Here is a 23,962-nt window from a genome sequence, read left to right as displayed (position 1 = left end):
CTTTGTTAACATTTTTATCACCCAAGAATATTTTATTATAAAAACGAAAGAGTGTCGACTTTGTCGACACTCTGAAAGGAGTTATCTTGATAGAGATAACTCCTTTTTTAGTGGTTAAAATTATTTATTATCTTTTTCTAAAAATTCTATTCTTTCTTTAAATTGTGGCAAATAATCTTTATGAGCTACTAGCATCTCATCTAAAATTGTTTGGGCTATTTTACCACTTGGAACAAGAGGATTAATTGTAAATGCTTGTAGTGCAGTGCTATAGTCACCTGTTACAGCAGCTTTAATAGTAGTTAGTTCCATGTCTTTCATATGTTGTAATAAACCCTTGCTTGAAGAATCAAAGGAACCCCAAGAAAGTGGTACTGGTCCATTAGAAGTAATTATAGAACTTACTTCAACAACTACATCATCAGGTAAATCTGAAATAGCACCATTATTTTTAGTACTTACTACCATATGGCTACGTTTATCATTAAATATAGAAGTAATTAGTTCACATGCAGCATCAGAATAGTAAGCGCCTCCACGTTTTGCAAGTTGTGGTGGTTTTATATTTAAGTTAGGATCTTTATATAATTCAAATAATTCTGCTTCTGTTTGTTTTACAACTTCTGCTCTAGTTTCACCTTTTTCGAAAGCTTCCAATTCTTCCTTTAACATATCATCTGTAATGTAGTAATATCTGTGATACATACATGGAATAATCCCTAGATTACGAATTTGATTAGGTAGGAAACCAATATTAGGAATATTTTGAACTCCAGCAGTTTCAGCTTGCTCTCCGTCAGTATTATTGTTTGGATTTATTGGACTGTTTATTCCCTCTACTGCTTTAGCCAATCCCTCAGGAGATGTATATGCAATTTCAATTACATCCTTTGTCTTTTCTTCACCAGATTTATTCCATACACGATGCCAATGAAAATGGTTAAGTCCACCAAATCGGAAGAATAAATTTTCTTCATCTTCTTTTAATGCACCTGCTGCAATTTTGCTACACATAATAGGAACATTACATAATCCTACAACCTTATTCCAATTTCCATAACGGATAACAGCTTCTGTTACCATACCAGATGGATTAGTGAAGTTAACTAACCATGCATTTGGACAAAGTTCTTTCATATCTTCTACAATATCTAGTATTACAGGGATAGTACGAAAAGCCTTGAACATTCCTCCTGCACCATTTGTTTCTTGTCCAATAATTCCATGAGATAAAGGAATTCTTTCATCTTTAATACGAGCATCTAGTAAACCTACTCTAAATTGAGTAGAAACAAAATCTGCATCTTTTAATGCTTCACGACGATTTAAAGTTAAGTGAATTTCCCAATCTAATCCTGCTGCTTTAACCATTCTTTTTGCTAAGTTTCCTACAATTTCGAGTTTTTCTTTTCCTGCTTCTATATCTACCAACCATAATTCTTTAATTGGTAATTCAGCTTTTCTTTTAATAAATCCTTCAATTAACTCTGGAGTATAACTTGACCCACCACCAATAGTAACTATTTTTAAGTTTTTCTTCATTTTTATTCCTCCTCGTCTTTTTATAATTTTATTATAATTAAATAAGCTGATAGAGAGAATAGGAATAGCGTTTATAGTCACAAAGATAGGCATTTAGTCACATGTTCCATAAAAAAAACAAGGTGTTTTTTAATAATAAAAAACACCTAAGTTTGCGTAACATTTATATTATCTTGTTTTTTTAGTATAGATAATTTAGCTAAAGCTTCAATTATGTATATTGCAGGTATTTGAGAAGTTATATCTACTTTTATCCATGAACTTTCATAGGCTAATTCTCTTTGTATGTAATATGAAATGTTATAATCTGACATTTTTGCTAAGGTACTATTTTTACTGTTAGTAATAGATACTATAGTTGCCTTACTTTTTCTTAATATTTCAGAATTTTGAATTAAGACATCAACTTCACCCTCAACAGACAATGTAATTATAATGGTTTCACTTGGCACTTCTAGATTTATTGGAAATGTAGGATTGTTAACACCTGTGGAAAAAATACCAACATTACAAAAGTATCGAGTAGCATAATCAGCAATTAATCCAGAATTACCAACACCTAAGAAAATTACATGTTTCTTTGATGCAATAATACTTGAAATTTTATCAAGCTGTTTTTGAAAAGTTTCAGTATTTGCTCTTTCTAGAAAATCTAGAATTGATGAGGAATCATATTTTTTTTGAGTAACAATATTCTTTGCTGATTCCAGTTTATATCTTACTTTAAATTCAGAAAATCCGTCGCAATTTAATTTTCTACAAAATCTAGTAATAGTTGTTGTTGAAACATGAGCTTCATTAGCCACTTCTCTAATAGTCATATAGGCTATTTTTTCACTATTCTTTAAGATAAAATTATAAACTTCATAATCTAAATCACTAAATTCACTCAAAGCTTCATTAGAAAATAAACTCATAGTGTATCACCACCTGTAAATATTATAAAATATAAGATATTAAAATACTAGAATTACTTTCAAGCTACAAAGTAATAAATTAAGCTTTGTAGCTTGAACAGAAGGTTATTTTTAAAATAATCCTTTTAATTCAATTTTACTATTTAATAAAATAACCCAAACTATAGTGGCTACAATAGTTGATAAAATCATAATAATCCCTAAACCATGAATCATATTGTTCCAAGCAAGAGACCCCAATGCCATACCGATGCTACCTAAAATAGTTTGAATTGCATTAATAAGTGATGAGGCTGAACCAATATCTTCTTTTTGTTGATCAAGTAGAATATTTGTACTAAATGGACGAATAGCACCTTCAACCAAAGTAAAAGGTAAAAATGAAATTAAGAAAATTAATGGAGAAGAGTCTCCAATAAAAAGTACACATAATCCACTAACTAGAGATATACCAAAACAGCACCAGGAAAAGATACGAGATGGTATCCTTCCAATAGAACGAATATAAATAATAGGACCTAAAATAGCGACAGCAGAGTTGATTGCAAAAAAGTAACTATATGTTTGGGCATCAAAAGCAAAATAATTTTTATAAATATAAGATGACATTGCTATATATGCCATATAAGGTGCTGCTAAAGTAGAAGCAATGAAAAGGAAACTACTAAACCCAACATTTTTGCCAACTACAAGTAAGCGTATTAAAGAACCACCTAAATTTCCAATATAACGTTCTTCTTTTGATAATGTCTCTTGAAACATAAATGCTACTATTAATGAGAAAAATCCTATAATAGCAAGAACTAAGAAAGTTTCTCTCCAATCTGCTACTTTTAAAATTGCTGCTCCTGCAATAGGTGCCACCATTGGAGCAAGTACACTCATGGCTTGGACAGTAGCAAGAACTTTACTTTTAATTTTTCCAGAAAAACAATCTTTAACTAAAGCAGTTGATATTGCTATGGCATTTCCAGCGCCAAGGGCCTGTAAAATACGGAATAGAATTAATTGATAGATTGATGCAGAAAAAGCACAGAAAAGACTACCAATTAAATATAAAAACAAGCCTATAATAAGAATCGGTTTTCTACCATATTTATCACTCAGAGGTCCAAAAATAATTATACCTATGGCAAAAAAGACATAAAAAGCTATTAAAGTTAGATTTACCATTGCTGTTGATGTTTGAAAGTATTCAGTCATAGTTGGCATAGCTGGTAAGTATAAATCAATTGATAAGGGTATAAACATTGACATCAAAGAAATAAACATTATGATACCTTTTGCACCTAAATATTTTTGTGGTTTTAATAATTTCATTTTGTTAGTTTTTAATAATTTTTGATTTTCCATTTTACTCATCCTCCTAATTAAATATTGTGATTATCAAATATGTTAGTAAATTATTTAAGGAATAAAAAAAAGGATAAGAAGCCAACAATATTGTTGACAACTTATCCAGCATACGAGAGTATACCCTCCGTCACACAGTCATTATAATTAGAAAAGCTATTGATGTCAAATTTTGTTTCAATACAGGTATATAGTAAGTTGGGATAGTCTGTACATTTACAAATATACTACAAAATGGTAAAATACAAGTATTAAATTATGGAGGTATTAGAAGAATGATGAGATTTACATTACCAAGAGATATTTATTATGGAAAAGGTTCTATGGAACAATTGAAATCTATAAAAGGAGAAAGAGCTGTCCTTGTTCTTGGAGGCGGATCCATGAGAAAATTTGGATTTGTTGATAAAGCTCTAGACTATTTAAAGGCAGCAGGAATTGAAGTAAAACTTATTGAAGGGGTAGAACCAGACCCATCAGTAGAAACAGTACTTAGAGGTGCTGAAGTAATGAGAGATTTTAATCCCGATTGGATTATTGCAATGGGTGGTGGATCTCCAATTGATGCAGCAAAGGCTATGTGGGTTTTCTATGAACATCCAGAAATAACTTTTGAAGATATAAAAGATCCGTTTACTATACCAGAACTTAGAAATAAGGCTAAATTTTTAGCTATACCATCAACTAGTGGAACAGCAACAGAAGTAACTGCATTCTCAGTTATAACAGATTATAAGACAGAAATTAAATATCCATTAGCTGATTTTAACATAACTCCAGATGTGGCAATAGTTGATTCAGCACTTGCAGAAACAATGCCACCAAGATTAACAGCAAATACTGGAATGGATGCTTTAACTCATGCTATAGAAGCATATGTTGCAACATTACATTCACCATTTACAGATCCATTAGCTTTAAAAGCTATAGAAATGGTTAAGGAATTTTTGGTTAAATCTTATGATGGTGATAATGAAGCAAGAGAACAAATGCACTATGCTCAATGTCTAGCTGGAATGGCATTTTCTAATGCACTACTTGGAATTTGTCATAGTATGGCTCATAAGACTGGAGCAGTATTCCATATACCTCATGGATGTGCAAATGCTATTTATTTACCATTTGTAATAGAGTTTAATAAGAAAGAAGCATTAGATAGATATGCAGCTATTTCTAAGCAAATTGGGTTAATTGGGAATAATGATGAAGAATTGGTTCAATCATTAATTGAAATGATAAATGAATTAAATAAGAGAATGGGAGTTCCTCAAACTTTAAAAGAGTATGGTGTTGATAAAGAAAAGTTTGATGCATCACTTGATTTAATTGCAGAAAGAGCAATTCAAGATGCTTGTACAGGATCAAATCCAAGAAAAATAAATAAAGATGAAATGAAGAAGCTATTTAAGTGTGTCTATGATGGAGTAAGAGTGGATTTCTAATATTCTAATAGTAAAAGAGGTGTTTTGCACCTCTTTTATCATTTCAATGAACAGGTACACAAATTTCACAAAAATGATTATTAACCATTTTTACTATATATCTTTCCATAATTAGTCTTGATTTATCAAATTCATATCCGTTAATCAATAGTTCATGGAAAATATCACCCCATGCTTTTTGAACTGCTTCAGCAGTGTGATTAATTTTGAAAACAGCATATTTTCCTCCAATAAGAGTGCTCTCTTTTATATAGTCATCAGTTATTATATAATCCTTTGAAACAACTATACAGGCATCATAACGACAGTTTTCAGCTTGGGTAACTTTGGGATCATCTTGAGCAATTCCAAAGATTATGGATTCATCATTAAATAAGTTTTTGGATTTGGCCCAGTCTTTTAATCTTTCCATGGTTTGTATGTTTTTAATTCCATAAGGGCCAATATTCCTTATATAAGCAATAGTATTGGCAGGTATAATTTCAATTTTAACAGTCATAAAATTTTCTCCTCTCTATATACAAAAAAATCCTTATAGACAAGATTAATGCAATTTAAAATGAAAAGCAAAACAATTTTTAAAATTATTTAATAACAAAAGGAAAAGAATTAAAGAAAGATAAAATGGAATTATTTTAAATAAGTATATGTATAATATTGTAAAGTACTAATTGTGTATGCATGGAGGGAAATGTGTATAAGATAGTTAAAAAAGAAAAGTTAAATGATAATACTTACTTGATGGATATTGACGCATCCAGAGTTGCAAAATCAGCTAAACCTGGGCAATTTATCATCTTAAAAATGGATGAAGAAGGTGAAAGAATTCCACTAACAATATGTGATTATAATGAGGACAAGGGCACTGTAACAATTGTATTTCAAGTTTTAGGAGAATCAACTAAGGAGATGGCAGAATATAATGTTGGAGATTACTTCAAAGATTTTGTTGGACCTCTAGGAAAGTCTTCAGAGCTAATTAATAAAAAAGTAGAAGAATTAAACAAGAAAAATATAATATTTATTGCAGGAGGCGTTGGGACAGCACCAGTTTATCCTCAAGTTAAATGGTTGTATTCAAAAGGAATAAAGGCAGATGTTATAGTTGGTGCAAGAAATAAAGATATTGTAATTTTAGAAAAAGAAATGAAGGAAGTTTGTGGGAATTATTATTTAGCTACAGATGATGGTTCTTCAGGGTATAAAGGATTAGTAACAGATAGATTAAAAGATTTAGTAAAAAAAGAAGGAAAAAAGTATGACCTAGTAATAGCAATTGGACCTATGGTAATGATGAAATTTGTAACTCTACTTACTAAAGAGTTAAACATTCCAACTGTTGTTAGTTTAAATCCTATCATGGTGGATGGAACAGGTATGTGTGGTGCTTGTAGAGTATCTGTAGACGGACAAATTAAATTTGCTTGTGTAGACGGACCTGAATTTGATGGACATTTAGTTGATTTTGATGAAGCTATGAGAAGACAAGCTATCTATAAAACTGAAGAGGGAAGAGCAATCTTAAGGGCACAAGAAGGGGATTCACATCATGGAGGGTGTGGGATTTGTGGAGGTGAGAATTAATATGGATAGAATGAAAAAGGTTCCAGTTAAAGAACAAGCTCCAAAGGTAAGAGCCACTAATTTTGAAGAAGTTTGTTTAGGATATAATAGTGAAGAAGCATTAAAAGAAGCAAAGAGATGTTTAAATTGCAAAATTCCAAAATGTGTTGACAAGTGTCCTGTAAATATAGAAATTCCTAAATTTATAGCTAAGATAAAAGAAGAAGATTTTGAAGCATCTGCTAAAATTATAGCCAAAGCTTCAGCATTGCCATCTATATGTGGTAGAGTTTGCCCTCAAGAATCACAGTGTGAAGGTACATGTGTTTTGGGAATTAAGGGAGAACCTGTTTCCATAGGAAAATTAGAAAGATTTGTAGCAGATTGGGCTAGGGAAAAAAATATAGATTTATCAGAAGCAGTACCTAAAAATGGTAGGAAGGTTGCAGTTATAGGAAGTGGGCCAGCAGGACTTACTTGTGCTGGAGACTTAGCAAAGTTTGGATATGATGTTACTATATTTGAAGCTCTTCACGAAGTTGGAGGAGTTTTAGTTTATGGAATTCCAGAGTTTAGATTACCTAAGGAAACAGTTGTTAAGAGTGCAGTTGAAAATGTAAAAAAACTTGGAGTGAAAATAGAGACAAATGTTATAGTTGGTAAAACTGTAACTATAGACGAACTGTTTGAAAATGAAATGTTTGAAGCTGTGTTTATAGGAACAGGTGCAGGACTTCCTAAATTTATGGGTATACCAGGAGAAAATGCAAATGGTGTTTGCTCAGCCAATGAATTTTTAACCCGTAATAATTTAATGAAGGCATTCAAAGATGAATATAAAACTCCAATCAGGGTAGGGAAGAAGGTTGCTGTAGTTGGTGGTGGCAATGTTGCTATGGATGCAGCTAGAACAGCTCTAAGGTTAGGAGCTGAAGTTCATATAGTTTATAGAAGAAGTGAATCAGAATTACCTGCAAGAGCTGAAGAAGTACATCATGCTAAAGAAGAGGGTATTATATTTAATTTACTTACAAATCCAACAGAAATTTTTCAAGATGAAAAAGGCTGGGTTAATGGAATGAAATGCGTTAAGATGAAATTAGGAGAATCAGATGAATCTGGAAGGAGAAGGCCAGAAGTTATTGAAGGGTCAGATTTTATTTTAGATGTAGATACAGTAATAATGTCTTTAGGAACTTCACCAAATCCATTAATAGCTTCAACTACTAAGGGATTAGATATAAATAAAAGGCAGTGTATTATTGCTTCAGATGATACAGGATTGACTTCAAGGGAAGGTGTATTTGCTGGTGGAGATGCAGTAACAGGAGCTGCAACAGTAATTTTAGCAATGGGAGCAGGAAAGAAAGCAGCAATTGGAATTCATAATTATCTTTTAAACAAAAATCATTAAAATGGAGATTTTTAAAATAGAAAAAAGTAGATTTCGTGTAGAGCAACGCGAAATCTACTTTTTTGTATAAAGCTATAAATACTAAACTAAAATTTTCTATTACTAATAACTGAGTTTACATTATTGATTAGTTCTTTTGAATTTTTATATGGTTTATTAGTTGTTTGGCCTGTAGCATCTTCTTGTATATCTACTACAAGTAAGGCTTTGTTTCTATTTAAATTTTTTTATGTAGCATATGCTTTTTCGTTTTCTAGTTTTAAATCTCAAATATCAATTATCAAAGTATAATTGATATTTATTGTTAAATAATATTAAGTGTGTGATATAATTATAATTAAAAGAAGAAAGAAAAGGTGAGTTTATGGATTATGATAATGTAGTATTTAAGGAAGACAAGATAATACTAGAAGGTGTGAAAAATTTTAATATAAAGCAAATAGTAGAATGTGGGCAGTGCTTCAGATGGGAAAAAGTCGAGGAATTAAATTATATTGGAGTAGCTTATGGAAGAGTGATTGAGGTTATTCAGAAAAAAGATATAGTTACAATATTAAATAGTAATGAAGAAGATTTTAAAAATATATGGTTAAGTTATTTTGATTTAGAAAGAGATTATAGCGATGTGAAAAAATCTTTAGCTAATGATGAAATATTAAGTAAAAGTGTTGAGTATGGATATGGAATTAGACTTTTAAATCAAGAGCATTTTGAAATTTTAATAAGCTTTATAATTTCTGCTAGAAATAGCATCCCATCTATATCAAAAACAATTAAAAAGATATCAGAAAAATGGGGAAATCCAATAGAGTATAAAGGAAAGAAATATTATACATTTCCTACTCCTGCTGAATTTAAAGATGCTACATTAGAAGAAATTCAAGAAACAGGAGCATCTTTTAGAAGTAAATACATATTAGATACAATAAGTAATGTAAATAATGCTAAAAAGTTAGGAGAATATGATTTAGATTACATAGCAAGCTTATCTGCAGATGAATGTCATGAAGAATTACAAAAATTCAAAGGTGTAGGAGCAAAAGTAGCAGATTGTATTATGCTATTTTCTATGAAAAAGTATTCTGCTTTCCCTGTAGATGTGTGGGTAAAGAGAGCTATGATGCATTTTTATAATGCAGAGGAAGGTTCGCTGAATAAAATAAGAATATTTGCAAGAAACAAATTTGGTGAGTCAGCAGGATTTGCACAACAATATCTTTTCTATTATGCTAGAGAGAATAAGATAAGTGTGGATTAAAATTACTTAAAAGGTATATTTCGTATAGAGTAATACGAAATATACCTTTTTTATTCATAAATGCTAAAAAGAAATTGAGTATTATTGGTAGAATAAATTTTATATTTAAACACAGTCTAATAATAATTAGCGCAATTGTTTTGGAGGTATTATGAAACTATTAAAAAAGGCATTTATGATTATAATAATTACAACAATAACTATTACATTGGTAAGTAATATTCAAATTGATATATCAGCTAAGGCCAATTGCGATAGCAATAATAGAAAGGTAACTAATATTGCAGTAATAGTGCGTAGTTTTAGTGATCCATTTAACTTATCCCTTAAACAGAGTTTTGAGGAGATTCAGAAAGAAAATGAAGATAAAGTCAAGTTTACTATTTTTGATGGACAAAATAATATAAATACACAAAATCAAATAATAGATTCTATAGTACAAAATAATGAAAATGATATTGAGCTTTTAATAGTAAATTTAGCTGATGTAGCAGAAAATTCAGTGAAAGAGGTTATTAATAAAACTAAGCCAGAAAATATTCCACTAGTATTATTACAAGTTGCGCCTGAAACAATATTAAAAGTTCCTAAATATAATAGAGTTGTTTTTGTAGCAGGCAATTCGGAACGAGCTGGTATTTCACAAGGTAAGATTCTTATTGATTTATGGAATACAAATAAAAAAGTTATAGATAAAAATAATGATAATGTTATGGAGTATATTATGTTAAAGGGGAAAGCTGAAAGTGAACCTGAAATTCAAAGAACAAAAAGTTCCATTGCAACACTAAAAAATTCTGGAATAAAAATTCAGGAGTTGGCAAGTGTAAATGCCAATTGGTCTAAAGATTTAGCTAAAAATTATTTTGAAAACTTATTTATCAAATATGGAGATAAAATTGAAGTAGTAATTGGAAATAATGATGCTATGGCAATAGGTGTAACTGAAATATTACAAAAGTATGGATATAATAAAGGTGATAAATCAAAATATATAACAGTTATTGGAGTTGATGGGACTCAAGAGGCTAAAGATTTAGTTGATAAAGGATTTATGGCAGGTACTGTTATTCAAGACATAAAACCATTTGCTGAACAAATGTACAATGTAGGAATGAACTTAGTTAATTATGTAGATCCTCTAAAAAATACAAATTTAAAATTTAAAGATGGAGAAATTATAGTCACACTCCCTTATGAAGCTTATATAGGAAGAACTAAATCTCCCTAATAAGTTTACTTGTAGTAACTTTTGAAGTAACTAATTTATATAATATATAATTGATTAATTATTTTAGAGGACAATAATGTTAACTAGTAAGAAGTTTATGCAACAATCACTTGAATTACATCTTTTTTTTGGAAGAATTATGAAGGAACATTCATTCTTTTTAGAAGCTAGTTTCACACCAAAAGATTCAAAGTATATCAATGAGGCAGATATGTTCAGAATGGAATTTGACGAACTTTTAGATGATGTCATCTCTATTTCTGATGGAATTATAAGTAACGAAGTATTACAATCCAATGAAGTAATAACACCTTACACATTAGAAGCAGAACAGGCATCCTCATATTTTACAGGGATAAAGATACCAACAGATTTAACTAAATTAGAAACCCAATTAATGGGTGAATATTTAATTAGAGATAATCATAATAAAAATGATTCCATTGAACGAAAAGTATTTGATATTAATAACAGAGCAATTAGACTTATTAGAGGAATAATAAACTTTAAAAACAAATTACTATCAGATGTTTTATTATGTAAGGTGTTTACTGTCAGTTATCCTTTACTTATAGATCACATTTTAAGAGAAGCAAAACTTTATTATACTTTTGTTAAAAGATTGCAAGATGGTGAAGAAATTGATTTAGAGAGAGAACAGTATAATCAAGAAGCTTTTTGGAATAGGATTATGGCAGAGCATTCAAAATTTATTCGTGGACTTCTTGATCCAACTGAGGACGAATTAATAAATATGGCCAATAATTTTGGTCATCAATTTGATGAGTTAACAAGAGATGCAAAAGAAGCTATAAAACATTCAATGCCAATTTCTAAAGTCACAAATGACAGTTATAAAGCAACTATAGCAATAAGAAAGTTTAATCAACAGGGTACACAAGGAATATTAGAATGTAAAGTTAAATCTATAATAATTCCATTATTAGGTGATCATGTGTTACGTGAATCAAATCATTATTTAAGATTACTAAAAATATTTAGAAAAGATATAGATATGGAGTAGAAAAAACTAAAATTGAAAAGTATTACCATAATATAGAAAGTGTTTTAAGTCTTAAGAAATTTAGAAAAAAGGAATAGACTAAATGAAACATTATTTTTTCATTTAGTCTATTTTTATGAGTTAAGAAATAATATATTTAATTCAAGTTATGGGAATAATGATAAAAAATTATTATCAATGTAATGATAGTAATAGGTAGAATATCTTCATAGGAGCATAAAAATATTAAAATGTTGAGTATAAATAATAAAGACTATATAATGGAAGATAAAATAAGGTGGGATGGGGGAATAAATATTGGATGAAAAAACAATAGTAATAAGACTAAGTATAGCATTCTTATTAGGAGCAATAATTGGATTAGAACGAGATTTAACAAATAAAACCATAGGAATAAAAACCCACGTAATGGTATCATTAGGATCAGCGTTAACTATGATATTTGGCATATATATGTCTCAAGGAAACAACTTAATTGATCCAACAAGAATTTCAGCACAAGTAGTATCTGGAATAGGATTTTTAGGAGCTTTATGTGTATTAAAAGACCGTAATAACACCATATTAGGATTAACTACAGCATCATCTATATGGGTAATGGCTTGTATAGGAATTGCTGTTGGAGGGGGATTTATCCTTGGAGCTGTAACTACAACAGTTTTTATATTAATAAATCTTATATTAGTTCCAAAAATAAAAAGAATAATTAAAAAAAGTGCTATATATAAGAGAGGACATGATGATTCTGAAGAATAGATTATTATAAAGTTATTTCTAATATCAACCTATTTAGAGTGTTACAAGATTAAGTAAGCAGTAATGGATATATATTGATTTATTGCTGCTTATTTCTATCCTTTTCGCCTAGCGGATTTTGATTTTTTTATTGGTATATATAAATCTGAGGGATGATCTTTAATAAAATTTAAGTAGCGTTTAATCTTTTCTTCTTTTTTTAATCTTTCAATAGTATAAAGTCTATAAGAAAGTTCTTTATTTGTGTAAAGAGCATGGATTTGACGATGACAAGTTTTGCATAAAAAAGCTATATGAGAATCCTTTCCACCTTTTTCTACAGGGATTAGATGATGCTTGGTTACTTCTGATATTTCTCTTTCACAAAGCTCACATTTATAATTTTTATTCATAAAATACTCACCCTAAATAATAGAATTATAATTGGGGAGATTATATCATTTTTAAATGAAAAAATCAAAGTTTGGAGGAGAGATTATGTTTCAATTTGAGACCCAGTTAGATAAATTAAAACATGAGGTGCTTACAGCAGTAGCAAAGTTAGCAAAAGAGGACAAGCTAACTAAGGAAGAGATTGAAAAGATTCCTTATGAAGTTATAAAAGGAGATGTAGCCATGTATAGATGTTGTGTCTATAAGGAAAGGGCTATTGTATTGGAGAGAGCAAAATTAGCTTCTGGTTTCTTAGCAAATGGATATGCTGCACATGAAGAGTTTGTAGATATAACTTCAGATGAGCAAATTGTATATGTTATAGAAGCTGCTTGTGATAAGTGTCCGATAAATAAATATAATGTAACTGATTCATGTAGAAATTGTATAGCACATAGATGCCAAAAAGCTTGCAATTTTGGAGCAATAAGCTATGTGGCAGGAAGAGCATATATCAATCAAGAACTTTGTAAAGAATGTGGTATGTGTCAAAAGTCTTGTCCTTATGATGCCATTTCTGAAGTTATGAGGCCTTGTAAAAGAGTATGTCCAACTGGAGCCTTAGATGTAAATACTGAAAATAGAAGAGCTATGATTAAGGAAGAAAAGTGCGTAAATTGTGGTGCATGTATGTCAGCATGTCCGTTTGGAGCTATATCAGATAAGAGTTTAATTGTTCCAGTTACCAAATCTCTAGTAAATAAAAATAAGCTATATGCAGTAGTTGCTCCAGCTATAACAGGGCAATTTGGAGTAAAGGTATCTTATGGCCAAATTAAAAATGCAATTAAAAAGATAGGTTTTGCTGATATGGTAGAAGCAGCTTGTGGAGCTGATGCTGTTACTGTTCATGAAAGCAATGAATTTATAGAGAGAATGGAAAATGAAGATTTATATATGACAAATTCATGTTGTCCAGGATTTTTAAATTATATAGAAAAAATGTTTCCAAATGAAAAAGCTAATATATCAGGAACTGTTTCTCCTATGATTGCTACAGGAAGGTATATTAAAAAATGTGACACTAGAGCAAAAGTTGTATTTATAGGACCTTGTACAGCTAAAAAGGGGGAGGTAGTTAGAGAAGAAGTTAAAGATGCAATTGATTATGTGCTAACATTTGAAGAACTCATTGCTCTTTTTGATGCTTTTCAGATTGAGGTAGAAAGTTGTGAGGAAGAGGTTGTTGAAGATGCATCTATATTTGGACGAGGATTTGGAGCAGCTGGAGGGTTGACAGCAGCTATTGAGAATTACATGAAAGAAAGTGGAATAGATATAGAATTCAACCCTATTAAAGTATCAGGAAGTGATGAGATTAAAAAGACCATGAAGCTTGCCAATATAGGTAGACTTAATGGGAACTTCATAGAAGGAATGATGTGTGAAGGCGGATGTATAAATGGTGCAGGTACTATAGCTCCATACCAAAAAGCTAAAGGTATATTTAATAAGATGAATGTAAAAGCTAAGAAGAAAACAGTGCTTTCTAACGACAATTTAAAGAAATATAAGGAAATAAATTTAGAAGCTGGAAGAGTAAAAAAATCAGAAAATTAAAAATAGAAGAAAAATGGAGTAAATATTAATATAACTAAGAAAAATTAATATAATTAGCTATAATATATAAATTTAAAGGAATAATAGCAAAGGGAATATTTGAATATTATGGATAGAGGATATATTATAATTGTATTAGCACTCATTGATAGTGAGTGCTAATACAAAATTCATATAATAATTCTATAGAATTATTAATAATCTTAATCTAATTAGCTTAAGACGATATAAAGTAAATAAAAACAAAATTATATAAATAATTAAAGGAGGGTTTTTTATGAATATCAAACCACTTGGAGAAAGAGTAGTAATTAAAAAACTAGAAGCAGAGGAAACTACTAAAAGCGGAATTGTATTAACAGGTACAGCAAAGGAAAGACCACAAGAAGCTGAAGTAGTTGCAGTTGGACCTGGAGCTATAGTAGATGGCAAAAGGGTTGAAATGGAAGTTAAAGTTGGAGATAAAGTATTATATTCTAAGTATGCAGGATCAGAAGTTAAAGTTTCTGGAGAAGAATATACTATATTAAAACAAGATGATATTTTAGCGATAGTTGAGTAGGAGGGATTTAGAAATGGCAAAATCATTAAAATTTGGTGAAGACGCAAGAAGAGCAATGCAAATAGGTGTTGATAAATTAGCTGATACAGTAAAGGTTACTTTAGGACCAAAAGGAAGAAATGTAGTATTGGATAAGAAGTTTGGTGCACCTTTAATAACAAATGATGGTGTTTCAATAGCTAGAGAAATAGAATTAGAAGATCCATATGAAAATATGGGGGCACAACTTGTAAAAGAAGTTGCTACTAAAACAAATGATGTTGCTGGTGATGGAACTACAACAGCTACTCTTTTAGCTCAAGCTATCATAAGAGAAGGTCTTAAAAATGTAACAGCAGGAGCTAATCCAATATTAATTAGAAATGGTATAAGAAAAGCTGTTGAAAAAGCAGTTGAAGAAATTCAAGGAATTTCAAAACCAGTAGCTGGGAAAGAAGACATAGCTAGAGTTGCAGCTATTTCAGCATCAGATGAAGAAATAGGTAAGTTAATAGCTGATGCTATGGAGAAGGTTGGAAATGAAGGCGTAATTACTATTGAAGAATCTAAATCAATGGGAACTGAATTAGATGTAGTTGAAGGTATGCAATTTGATAGAGGATATGTATCACCTTATATGTCAACAGATATGGAAAAGATGGAAGCTTCATTAGATAGTCCATACATTTTAATAACTGATAAGAAAATTTCAAATATACAAGAAATACTGCCAGTATTAGAACAAATAGTTCAAACAGGTAAAAAGTTATTAATTATAGCTGAAGATATAGAAGGTGAAGCTATGGCTACACTTGTAGTTAATAAGTTAAGAGGAACATTTACTTGTGTTGCAGTTAAAGCTCCAGGCTTTGGTGATAGAAGAAAAGAAATGCTTCAAGATATAGCTATCTTAACTGGTGGAGAAGTAATATCAGAAGAACTTGGAAGAGATCTTAAAGAAGTAACTTTAGAAATGCTAGGTCAAGCTGAAAGTGTTAAAGTTACAAAAGAAAATACAACAATTGTAAATGGTAAGGGTAGTTCACCTGCTATAAAAGAAAGAATTGGCTTAATAAAGAATCAAATAGAAGAAACAACTTCAGAATTTGATAAAGAAAAGCTACAAGAAAGATTAGCTAAACTTGCTGGAGGAGTTGCAGTAATTAAAGTTGGAGCAGCTACAGAAACAGAACTTAAAGAGAGAAAGCTTAGAATTGAAGATGCTTTAAATGCAACAAAAGCAGCAGTAGAAGAAGGTATTGTACCAGGTGGTGGAACTGCATATGTTAATGTAATAAATGAAGTAGCAAAATTAACTTCAGATGTTCCAGATGCACAAGTTGGTATTAATATAATTGTTAGAGCATTAGAAGAACCAATGAGACAAATAGCTGTAAATGCAGGCGTTGAAGGTTCTGTTATAATAGAAAAAGTTAAGAATAGTGAAGTTGGAATGGGATACGATGCATTATATGGAGACTATAAGAACATGATAAAAGCTGGTATAGTTGATCCTACTAAGGTAACAAGATCAGCACTTCAAAATGCAGCATCAGTAGCATCAACATTCTTAACAACAGAAGCAGCAGTTGCTGATATTCCACAAAAGGAAACTCCAATGCCAGGTGGAGCTCCAGGAATGGAAGGAATGTACTAAAATAATTAATACAAAAAATCTCGTGATGAAATTTTCATTACGAGATTTTTTTGTTTTTCTTCAGAAATTTGAAAGAATTATAGGAAGTTTTTTGTAAAAAATACCTTGTATAATTAGTTATTGTAAGAGGGATTGAGGAGGAGAAGTATATGACGTGAAAAAGATAATGCTTTTTATTATGATTGTTGCAACTATAGGTTTAGTAATAAAAGCAACAACAGGTAGCAATACTTACACAGAAGATAAAAATTATAACATAAATGAAAAAATATTTAAGTTTCTTCAAAGTGATGAGAATCGTAAGTATGTATATTCTAAGGCAATAAAATTGAATAAGGGTAATTCTGCTAATACTTGTGTTTATTTTTTAGCTGAATTATTAAAGGATGCATTTGCATTTTTTCTTAGAAAAAGTTAATTGAAAGATTCTATTCTTGATATGTATAATAGGGGAAGAGGGGGGATATTATGACTAAATTTAATGTTTTAATTGTAGATGATGAATATGAAATAAGAGAAGCTGTTGAAATATATTTAAAAAATGAAGGGATAAAAGTATTTCATGCAGGAGATGGAATAGAAGCTTTAAAGGTACTTGAAATGAAGGAGATTCACCTTATATTAATGGATTTAATGATGCCTAAAATGGATGGCATTAAAGCAACATTTAAAATCAGGGAAAGCAAAAACATTCCTATAGTAATGCTTTCAGCAAAATCAGAGGATACTGATAAAATATTAGGACTTAATATAGGTGCTGATGATTATATAACGAAACCGTTTAACCCTATGGAATTAGTGGCTAGGGTTAAGTCTCAATTAAGAAGATATACAAGTTTGGGGCAATATGATGAACAGGTTGAAGATGAGATAAATATAAGGGGTCTTATATTAAACAAAAACTCAAAGACTATAACAGTGGATGATAAGGAAAAGAGCTTAACATCCTTAGAGTATAAGATATTAGAACTATTAATGACCAATAAGGGGAGAGTTTTTTCTATTGAAGAAATATATGAAAGGGTATGGGATGAGCCATTTCATAATTCTGAAAATACTGTGTCAGTTCACATAAGAAGAATAAGGGAAAAGATTGAAATCAACCCAAGAGAGCCAAATTATTTGAAGGTGGTGTGGGGAATTGGCTATAAAATTGAAAAATAAATATACTATTGTAATAGTTTTTCTTATATCAGCTTATATCTGTGGAATTTCAGTATTATCAGTAAGTGACTTGATAAAGAACAGAGAATATTTGAAAGTAGATTCTTACTTTGAATGTTCTCAGTTTAAAAGGGATTTAGGTAGCTATTTTAATAATATTAGATATCTTGATGAAGTGTATAAGGACTACTCATTAAAATCAGATGATGATAAGGTTACAAAGAGCGAGTTAACATTGTCTAAGACTTTATATGAAACTAATTTGAGTAGGTGGGAAGATGAAATAATTGATAAGTATAAATATCAGATATTAAATTCAGCTCAAGCTCAAAATAGTAATGAAACTAATAGACTAACAGAGGAAAGAGATAAAGAACTTAATGAAATTAAAATAAAAAATTCAAAAACTGTAGAGGATTTAAAAAAAGAGATAGTAACTTATAAAGATAAAGATTATGAAAATATTAAAAATGCAATAGAAGCAAAAAGTACAATAAAATACTACATTGAAAATGAGGAAAATGGTTCTGTAAATACTAATATAGAAAATTTATCAGATATAGATGAGTATATTAATAAAAATGCTTTATATAGTATTAAACTTCCTTATGAATGTAAGGACTCTGATAGAATGAAGTATATAAGTATTTGGGCTGAATTAACTAATAAAAAAGTTTGCTTTGTTGTACCTAACAGTATTGATGAAAATAGTCCCATATATAAAAATTATAATTATTATAACTCTGTAAGAGAAAGACTATTTAAAGAAATTATAATAGGAATTATATCGTTTTTAATTGGACTTCCTTTGTTAATATTTATATTGAAGAAAAGTAATGTAGATGAAACCAGATTAATAAAATGGTATAAAAAGATCCCTCTGGATTTAAAAATGATTATATTTGCAATATATCCAATTATAGTAGTTTGGTATATGAATAAAATATTATTCTTTGTCAAGCAATATAGGATTAGTCAAATTTTTATTATTACTGTTGTAGCTATATATGTATTATATTTAGCTATTAATATAAAGTTAATAATAAATTTAATTACAAGCAAAGAAAAGTTTAAATTAGAAGTTAAGAAATGTCTAAGTAATAGAATGTTAAACTATTTTAGGGATAAATCTGCATTTCAAAGTATAAAATTTAAAACATTAATGCTGATAATATTTGCTTTATCCCTTGGAGTTTCTATGTTTGTTATTTTTATTGGTATAGCTTCGAGAAAAATCCCTATGATAATCATAGGGATTGGGTATATGTTATTCTATATGTTATTTGTTATATGGTACATTATTAAGACAAATAGATTTTTTCTTAGAATTATAGAAGGAACAGATGAAATAGTTGCAGGAAATCTTAATTGTACTATAGAGGAAAAAGGAATAGGAGAATTTTTAAAGATAGTTAATAATATAAATAATATGAAAACTGGATTTAAGAAAGCTCTTGAAAATGAGATAAAAAGTGAAAGACTTAAGTCTGAACTTATAACTAATGTTTCCCATGATTTAAAAACACCATTAACATCTATTATAAATTATGTAGGATTATTAAAAAAAGAAGGAATATCAAATGAAGAGGCAGATAGATATATAGATGTATTAGACAGAAAGTCTCAGAGACTTAAAGTAATTATAGATGATTTATTTGAAGCTTCTAAGATGGCAAGTGGTGCTGTAGACCTTGAAGTGGAAAAGATAGAAGTAACTTCTCTTTTAAAACAAACATTAGGAGAATTTGATGAAGCTATCAACAATTCTGAATTAACATTTAGACTAAAGTTTCCTGAAGAAAAGGTTTATGCTAATTTAGATGGAAAAAAGACTTGGAGAGTATTTGAGAATCTTATAAATAATATATTAAAATATTCTCAATCTGGAACTCGAGTATATATTTCATTAAAAGAAGAGGACAATAAAATAATTATAACTATGAAAAATATATCTTCCTATGAAATGGATTTTCAGAATGAAGAAATATTTGAAAGGTTTAAAAGAGGAGATAAATCAAGAAGTACTGAAGGAACAGGATTAGGACTTTCTATTGCTAAGAGCATAGTAGAGCTTCAAGGAGGAGAACTTAGTATAGAGATAGATGGAGATCTTTTTAAAACTAGAGTTATTGTTCCATCAGCTAATTATTAGTTAAAAAAGAATTAAATTATCTTAGTGAATCCAAGATATAGGGAATTTATATTATATCTTGGATTTTTTTGTGGGACAAAATTATAAACAATACAAAAATTGTCTAGAATTATAAAGAAATAGATAAGTAATTCAAGGAGGATGAATTGGTGAAGAAAAAACTTAACAAATATATAAGGACAAATAGAAAAAGTAAGGGGTTTACGTTAGTAGAAATGCTTGCAGTTCTTGCAATTATGTCTATATTATTTGTCGTATTTACCCCAAAAGTTGCAGGATATATAAAAGAAGCTAAGAAAACAAAGGCACTAGAGGAAGTAAGGCAGGTAGTTTTAGCTATAGATACATATAATATTAAATCAAACAATACTGTATCAGGAGATTCTAAATATGGAACTATAAAGGAGAGGATAGGTTCTAGTGATTTTATTGATTTTACAAGGATAAAAAGTATAAATCTAGATATGACATATCAAAAAATGAAGGAATTATTAGCAGGTGGAGATTTCGCATTAGCTGAAGATGGTACTATTTCATAAAATAAAAATGCAATTTTACTTTCATGTCTATTGACTTTGGGAATATGATACATTATAATAAGTTTAATTTAGTAATAGGCACATTTAAAGCTCGTATATCCCCTGAATATGGCAGGGAGTATCTACCGGAAGCCGTAAATTTCCGACTATGGGTGAATTTGATATACTTATATACTTTTTGTTATATAGGCATATTAACTTCACTATAGAGTAATATAGTAAGTTAATGTGCTTTTTTTGTACTCAAAAATCAGTTGGACAATGAAGTTAATCTTGCATTTTCAGCTTGAGATGAATGAAAAAAATCATAAAGTTATAAATTGAGGGAGGATTTTAAAAATGGCAAGAATATTAAAACAAGCATATACTTTTGATGATGTATTACTAGTACCAAATAAATCGGAGATATTACCAAGAGAGGTAACTCTAGCAACTAATTTAACTAAGACAATTAAGTTAAATATTCCTTTAATAAGTGCTGGAATGGATACAGTAACAGAATCTACTATGGCTATTGCTATGGCTAGAGAAGGTGGAATCGGAATCATACATAAGAATATGACAATTGAAGAACAAGCTAGAGAAGTAGATAGAGTTAAAAGACAAGAAAATGGAGTAATTACAGATCCTATATTCCTTTCTCCAGAACAAACTTTACAAGATGCAGAAAATCTTATGGCTCAATATAGAATATCCGGTGTTCCAATAACAGTAGATGGTAAATTAGTTGGTATTTTAACTAATAGAGATACTACATTTGAAAATGATTTTTCAAAAAAAATCAAAGATGTAATGACTAAGGAAAATTTAGTTACTGCACCAGAAAACACAACTATAGAAGAAGCAAAAGAATTATTAAAGAAACATAAAATAGAAAAACTTCCACTAGTAGATAAAGATGGAACATTAAAAGGATTAATAACTATTAAAGATATAGAGAAAACTAAAACATTCCCAAATGCGGCTAAAGACTCTAAAGGAAGATTATTATGTGGAGCTGCTGTTGGAGTAACAGGTGACATGATAGAAAGAGTAGAAGCTTTAGTAAAAGCTAAAGTAGATGTAATTACACTTGATACTGCTCATGGTCATTCTAAAGGAGTACTAGATGCAGTTTCTAAAATTAAATCTTTATATCCAGACCTTCAAGTTATAGCAGGTAATATTGCAACACCAGAAGCTGCAGAAGACTTAATTAAAGCAGGAGCTGATTGTGTAAAGGTAGGGATAGGACCTGGGTCAATATGTACAACAAGAGTAGTAGCTGGAGTAGGAGTTCCTCAATTAACAGCAGTTATGGATTGTGTAGAAATTGGAAGAAAATATGGAGTTCCAGTAATAGCAGATGGTGGAATTAAATATTCAGGAGATATAGTTAAAGCTTTAGCAGCTGGTGCTTGTGGAGTTATGATGGGGTCATTACTTGCAGGATGTGAAGAAGCTCCAGGTGAGAGTGAAATATATCAAGGAAGAAGCTATAAGGTATACAGAGGAATGGGTTCATTAGCAGCAATGGCTTGTGGTTCCAAGGATAGATATTTCCAAGAAGGGAATAAAAAGCTTGTTCCAGAAGGTGTTGAAGGAAGAATAGCTTATAAAGGATATGTTTCTGATACAATATTCCAACTTCTTGGGGGAATTAGATCAGGTATGGGATACCTTGGATCAAGAGATTTAGAAACTTTATACCAAACAGCTACATTTGTTGTTCAAACATCAGCTGGACTTAGAGAAAGTCATCCTCATGACATAAATATAACTAAGGAAGCTCCAAACTATAGTGTAAGTCAATAATTTATTGTAAAATATAATAATTAATAGAAAGATTATTGGAGGGTAAAATGAAGAAAGAATTAGTTCTAGTAGTTGACTTTGGAGGTCAATACAATCAATTAATTGCTAGAAGAGTAAGAGAATGTGGAGTGTATTGCGAAATAATTCCATATACTTATACACTAGATCAAATAAAAGAAAAAAATCCTAAGGGAATAATATTTACTGGGGGACCAAACAGCGTTTATGGTGAGGATACTCCAAGAGTTGATAAAGGAATATTTGAATTGGGGGTACCAATTCTAGGTATCTGCTATGGAGACCAATTAATGTCTTACTTATTAGGTGGAAAGGTTGAAACAGCACCAGTTAGAGAATATGGAAAAACTTCAATTAAGCTAGATTCTTCTTCAAGACTTTTCCAAGATATAGAAGAAGAAGGAATATGCTGGATGAGTCATACTGATTATATATCAGAAGCTCCAGAAGGATTTAAAATAGTAGCCAATACAGATGTATGCCCAGTCGCTGCTATGGAAAATGAAGAAAAGAAATTATATGGAGTTCAATTCCATCCAGAAGTTGAACATACACCATTTGGTCAAAAAATGCTTAAAAACTTTCTTCATAACATATGTGAATTAGGTAATGAATGGACTATGGCCCATTTTGCTGAAGAAAAGATAAAGGAAATAAAGGACTTAGTTGGAGATAAGAAGGTTCTTTGTGCTTTATCTGGTGGAGTAGATTCATCAGTTGCAGCTATGATAGTACATAAAGCAATAGGTCACAACTTGACATGTATTTTCGTTGATCATGGTCTTTTAAGAAAAGATGAAGGAGATACTGTTGAAAGAGTGTTCAAGAAAGAATTTGATATGAACATTATAAGAGTGAATGCTAAAGATAGATTCTTAGGTAAGCTTGCTGGAGTTTCAGATCCTGAAACCAAAAGAAAGATTATAGGAGAAGAATTTATAAGAGTATTTGAAGAAGAAGCTAACAAGCTTGGAGAAATTGATTACTTAGTTCAAGGTACAATTTACCCTGATATAGTTGAAAGTGGAACTAACACATCAGCTACAATTAAGTCTCACCACAATGTTGGAGGTCTTCCAGAAGATATGAAATTTGATCTTATAGAGCCTTTAAGAGAATTATTTAAAGATGAAGTAAGAGCAGTTGGGGAAGAGCTTGGAATACCTCACAAATTAGTATGGAGACAGCCATTCCCAGGACCAGGTCTTGCAATAAGGGTTCTTGGAGAAATAACTGAAGAAAAGCTTGAAATAGTAAGAGAAGCAGATGCTATATTCAGAGATGAAATAGCTAATGCAGGATTAGATGAAAGCATATGGCAATACTTTGCTTGTCTTCCAAACATCAAGTCAGTTGGAGTTATGGGAGATGAAAGAACTTACTGTCATACGGTAGCTTTAAGAGCTGTAACATCAAGTGATGCAATGACTTCTGAATGGGCAAGAATTCCATATGAAATACTTGACCTTGTTAGCAGAAGAATAGTTAATGAAGTTTCAGGAGTAAACAGAATAGTTTATGATGTTACTTCTAAGCCACCTGCTACTATTGAGTGGGAATAAATAATAAAAAGTCTACAAAGCTTATAAAATAAGAGTTTGTAGA

Annotated in this window: 21 protein-coding genes and 1 riboswitch; of the genes, 16 read left to right on the top strand and 5 right to left on the bottom strand. The window is 30.2% G+C overall.

All coding sequences use genetic code 11. The features are described from left to right. Positions 1 to 120: 120 nt before the first annotated feature. The 3 genes from NNC19_RS10520 to NNC19_RS10510 form a co-directional block, all read right to left on the bottom strand. The gene (locus NNC19_RS10520) at positions 121 to 1,542 is read right to left on the bottom strand and encodes a 6-phospho-beta-glucosidase (RefSeq protein WP_310938607.1); all 1,422 of its coding nucleotides are present in this window, start codon (positions 1,540 to 1,542) and stop codon (positions 121 to 123) included. A 146-nt stretch (positions 1,543 to 1,688) separates the two neighbouring features. Next, positions 1,689 to 2,459 carry a MurR/RpiR family transcriptional regulator gene (locus NNC19_RS10515; protein ID WP_310938606.1) on the bottom strand — a complete coding sequence of 257 codons (771 nt, stop codon included), beginning with the start codon at positions 2,457 to 2,459 and terminating at the stop codon, positions 1,689 to 1,691. Between the two features lie 111 nt (positions 2,460 to 2,570). Next, positions 2,571 to 3,812 (bottom strand): multidrug effflux MFS transporter, encoded by a 1,242-nt coding sequence (locus tag NNC19_RS10510; RefSeq protein WP_310938605.1) that lies wholly within the window; start codon positions 3,810 to 3,812, stop codon positions 2,571 to 2,573. A 275-nt stretch (positions 3,813 to 4,087) separates the two neighbouring features. On the opposite strand from NNC19_RS10510, the gene NNC19_RS10505 reads away from it, so the two are divergent. Beyond that, positions 4,088 to 5,254, top strand: coding sequence for an NADPH-dependent butanol dehydrogenase (locus NNC19_RS10505; RefSeq protein WP_310938604.1), 1,167 nt, complete (start codon positions 4,088 to 4,090; stop codon positions 5,252 to 5,254). 43 nt (positions 5,255 to 5,297) lie between these two features. Here NNC19_RS10505 and NNC19_RS10500 read toward each other — a convergent pair whose 3' ends face one another. Beyond that, complete coding sequence (locus tag NNC19_RS10500; RefSeq protein ID WP_310938603.1) at positions 5,298 to 5,753, bottom strand: GyrI-like domain-containing protein; 456 nt, start codon at positions 5,751 to 5,753, stop codon at positions 5,298 to 5,300. Between the two features lie 194 nt (positions 5,754 to 5,947). Between NNC19_RS10500 and NNC19_RS10495 the strand changes: the two genes are divergently transcribed. The 6 genes from NNC19_RS10495 to NNC19_RS10470 all read left to right on the top strand — a co-directional run bounded on the left by NNC19_RS10495 (position 5,948) and on the right by NNC19_RS10470 (position 12,500). Next, a complete protein-coding gene (locus NNC19_RS10495) occupies positions 5,948 to 6,838 on the top strand; it encodes a sulfide/dihydroorotate dehydrogenase-like FAD/NAD-binding protein (protein ID WP_310938602.1) in 891 nt (296 codons plus the stop codon). 1 nt (position 6,839) lies between these two features. Further along, positions 6,840 to 8,231, top strand: coding sequence for an NADPH-dependent glutamate synthase (gene gltA, locus NNC19_RS10490; protein WP_310938601.1), 1,392 nt, complete (start codon positions 6,840 to 6,842; stop codon positions 8,229 to 8,231). A gap of 364 nt (positions 8,232 to 8,595) precedes the next feature. Beyond that, the gene (locus NNC19_RS10485) at positions 8,596 to 9,489 is read left to right on the top strand and encodes a DNA glycosylase (protein ID WP_310938600.1); all 894 of its coding nucleotides are present in this window, start codon (positions 8,596 to 8,598) and stop codon (positions 9,487 to 9,489) included. 151 nt (positions 9,490 to 9,640) lie between these two features. Next, positions 9,641 to 10,720, top strand: a complete 1,080-nt coding sequence (locus tag NNC19_RS10480; protein WP_310938599.1) for a galactose ABC transporter substrate-binding protein — start codon at positions 9,641 to 9,643, stop codon at positions 10,718 to 10,720. Positions 10,721 to 10,796: 76 nt separating this feature from the next. Continuing rightward, positions 10,797 to 11,744 (top strand): DUF2935 domain-containing protein, encoded by a 948-nt coding sequence (locus tag NNC19_RS10475; protein WP_310938598.1) that lies wholly within the window; start codon positions 10,797 to 10,799, stop codon positions 11,742 to 11,744. Between the two features lie 297 nt (positions 11,745 to 12,041). Next, positions 12,042 to 12,500, top strand: coding sequence for an MgtC/SapB family protein (locus NNC19_RS10470; protein WP_310938597.1), 459 nt, complete (start codon positions 12,042 to 12,044; stop codon positions 12,498 to 12,500). A 95-nt stretch (positions 12,501 to 12,595) separates the two neighbouring features. Here NNC19_RS10470 and NNC19_RS10465 read toward each other — a convergent pair whose 3' ends face one another. Continuing rightward, positions 12,596 to 12,892, bottom strand: coding sequence for an HNH endonuclease (locus NNC19_RS10465; protein ID WP_310938596.1), 297 nt, complete (start codon positions 12,890 to 12,892; stop codon positions 12,596 to 12,598). A gap of 85 nt (positions 12,893 to 12,977) precedes the next feature. On the opposite strand from NNC19_RS10465, the gene NNC19_RS10460 reads away from it, so the two are divergent. From NNC19_RS10460 to guaA, 9 genes are all read left to right on the top strand, one after another. Beyond that, on the top strand, positions 12,978 to 14,492 hold the full coding sequence (locus tag NNC19_RS10460) for a 4Fe-4S dicluster domain-containing protein (protein WP_310938595.1): 1,515 nt from the start codon (positions 12,978 to 12,980) through the stop codon (positions 14,490 to 14,492). A 277-nt stretch (positions 14,493 to 14,769) separates the two neighbouring features. After that, the gene (groES, locus tag NNC19_RS10455; protein ID WP_310938594.1) at positions 14,770 to 15,054 is read left to right on the top strand and encodes a co-chaperone GroES; all 285 of its coding nucleotides are present in this window, start codon (positions 14,770 to 14,772) and stop codon (positions 15,052 to 15,054) included. A 13-nt stretch (positions 15,055 to 15,067) separates the two neighbouring features. Further along, on the top strand, positions 15,068 to 16,690 hold the full coding sequence (gene groL, locus NNC19_RS10450) for a chaperonin GroEL (protein ID WP_310938593.1): 1,623 nt from the start codon (positions 15,068 to 15,070) through the stop codon (positions 16,688 to 16,690). A gap of 154 nt (positions 16,691 to 16,844) precedes the next feature. Further along, positions 16,845 to 17,108, top strand: coding sequence for a hypothetical protein (locus NNC19_RS10445; RefSeq protein WP_310938592.1), 264 nt, complete (start codon positions 16,845 to 16,847; stop codon positions 17,106 to 17,108). Between the two features lie 50 nt (positions 17,109 to 17,158). Further along, positions 17,159 to 17,854, top strand: coding sequence for a response regulator transcription factor (locus tag NNC19_RS10440; RefSeq protein WP_310938591.1), 696 nt, complete (start codon positions 17,159 to 17,161; stop codon positions 17,852 to 17,854). Beyond that, positions 17,832 to 20,006, top strand: a complete 2,175-nt coding sequence (locus tag NNC19_RS10435; protein WP_310938590.1) for a HAMP domain-containing sensor histidine kinase — start codon at positions 17,832 to 17,834, stop codon at positions 20,004 to 20,006. The genes NNC19_RS10440 and NNC19_RS10435 overlap by 23 nt, the downstream gene beginning before the upstream one ends. A 149-nt stretch (positions 20,007 to 20,155) precedes the next feature. Then, entirely contained in the window at positions 20,156 to 20,545 is a 390-nt protein-coding gene (locus NNC19_RS10430; protein WP_310938589.1) for a type II secretion system protein, read from the top strand. A gap of 71 nt (positions 20,546 to 20,616) precedes the next feature. Then, positions 20,617 to 20,714: riboswitch (purine riboswitch) on the top strand. 170 nt (positions 20,715 to 20,884) lie between these two features. Beyond that, positions 20,885 to 22,339: an IMP dehydrogenase gene (gene guaB, locus NNC19_RS10425; protein WP_310938588.1), complete on the top strand. Its 1,455-nt coding sequence runs from the start codon at positions 20,885 to 20,887 to the stop codon at positions 22,337 to 22,339. 47 nt (positions 22,340 to 22,386) lie between these two features. After that, entirely contained in the window at positions 22,387 to 23,919 is a 1,533-nt protein-coding gene (gene guaA, locus NNC19_RS10420) for a glutamine-hydrolyzing GMP synthase (RefSeq protein WP_310938587.1), read from the top strand. Positions 23,920 to 23,962 lie beyond the last annotated feature (43 nt).

Source organism: Clostridium sp. SHJSY1 (assembly GCF_031626875.1).
Taxonomy (GTDB): Bacteria; Bacillota; Clostridia; order Clostridiales; family Clostridiaceae; genus Clostridium.
Note: the sequence above shows the minus strand (reverse complement) of the source record. Positions and strands in the feature narration are given on the sequence as shown.

Bases quoted from the DNA above. Each gene is read 5' to 3' on its own strand.
- NNC19_RS10475 (WP_310938598.1), top strand. From the start codon at position 10,797: ATGTTAACTAGTAAGAAGTTTATGCAACAATCACTTGAATTACATCTT.
- NNC19_RS10440 (WP_310938591.1), top strand. From the start codon at position 17,159: ATGACTAAATTTAATGTTTTAATTGTAGATGATGAATATGAAATAAGA.
- NNC19_RS10505 (WP_310938604.1), top strand. From the start codon at position 4,088: ATGATGAGATTTACATTACCAAGAGATATTTATTATGGAAAAGGTTCT.
- guaB (WP_310938588.1), top strand. From the start codon at position 20,885: ATGGCAAGAATATTAAAACAAGCATATACTTTTGATGATGTATTACTA.
- NNC19_RS10465 (WP_310938596.1), bottom strand. From the start codon at position 12,892: ATGAATAAAAATTATAAATGTGAGCTTTGTGAAAGAGAAATATCAGAA.
- NNC19_RS10500 (WP_310938603.1), bottom strand. From the start codon at position 5,753: ATGACTGTTAAAATTGAAATTATACCTGCCAATACTATTGCTTATATA.
- NNC19_RS10485 (WP_310938600.1), top strand. From the start codon at position 8,596: ATGGATTATGATAATGTAGTATTTAAGGAAGACAAGATAATACTAGAA.
- guaA (WP_310938587.1), top strand. From the start codon at position 22,387: ATGAAGAAAGAATTAGTTCTAGTAGTTGACTTTGGAGGTCAATACAAT.
- NNC19_RS10520 (WP_310938607.1), bottom strand. From the start codon at position 1,542: ATGAAGAAAAACTTAAAAATAGTTACTATTGGTGGTGGGTCAAGTTAT.
- NNC19_RS10510 (WP_310938605.1), bottom strand. From the start codon at position 3,812: ATGGAAAATCAAAAATTATTAAAAACTAACAAAATGAAATTATTAAAA.
- groES (WP_310938594.1), top strand. From the start codon at position 14,770: ATGAATATCAAACCACTTGGAGAAAGAGTAGTAATTAAAAAACTAGAA.
- NNC19_RS10460 (WP_310938595.1), top strand. From the start codon at position 12,978: ATGTTTCAATTTGAGACCCAGTTAGATAAATTAAAACATGAGGTGCTT.
- NNC19_RS10515 (WP_310938606.1), bottom strand. From the start codon at position 2,459: ATGAGTTTATTTTCTAATGAAGCTTTGAGTGAATTTAGTGATTTAGAT.
- NNC19_RS10480 (WP_310938599.1), top strand. From the start codon at position 9,641: ATGAAACTATTAAAAAAGGCATTTATGATTATAATAATTACAACAATA.
- gltA (WP_310938601.1), top strand. From the start codon at position 6,840: ATGGATAGAATGAAAAAGGTTCCAGTTAAAGAACAAGCTCCAAAGGTA.
- groL (WP_310938593.1), top strand. From the start codon at position 15,068: ATGGCAAAATCATTAAAATTTGGTGAAGACGCAAGAAGAGCAATGCAA.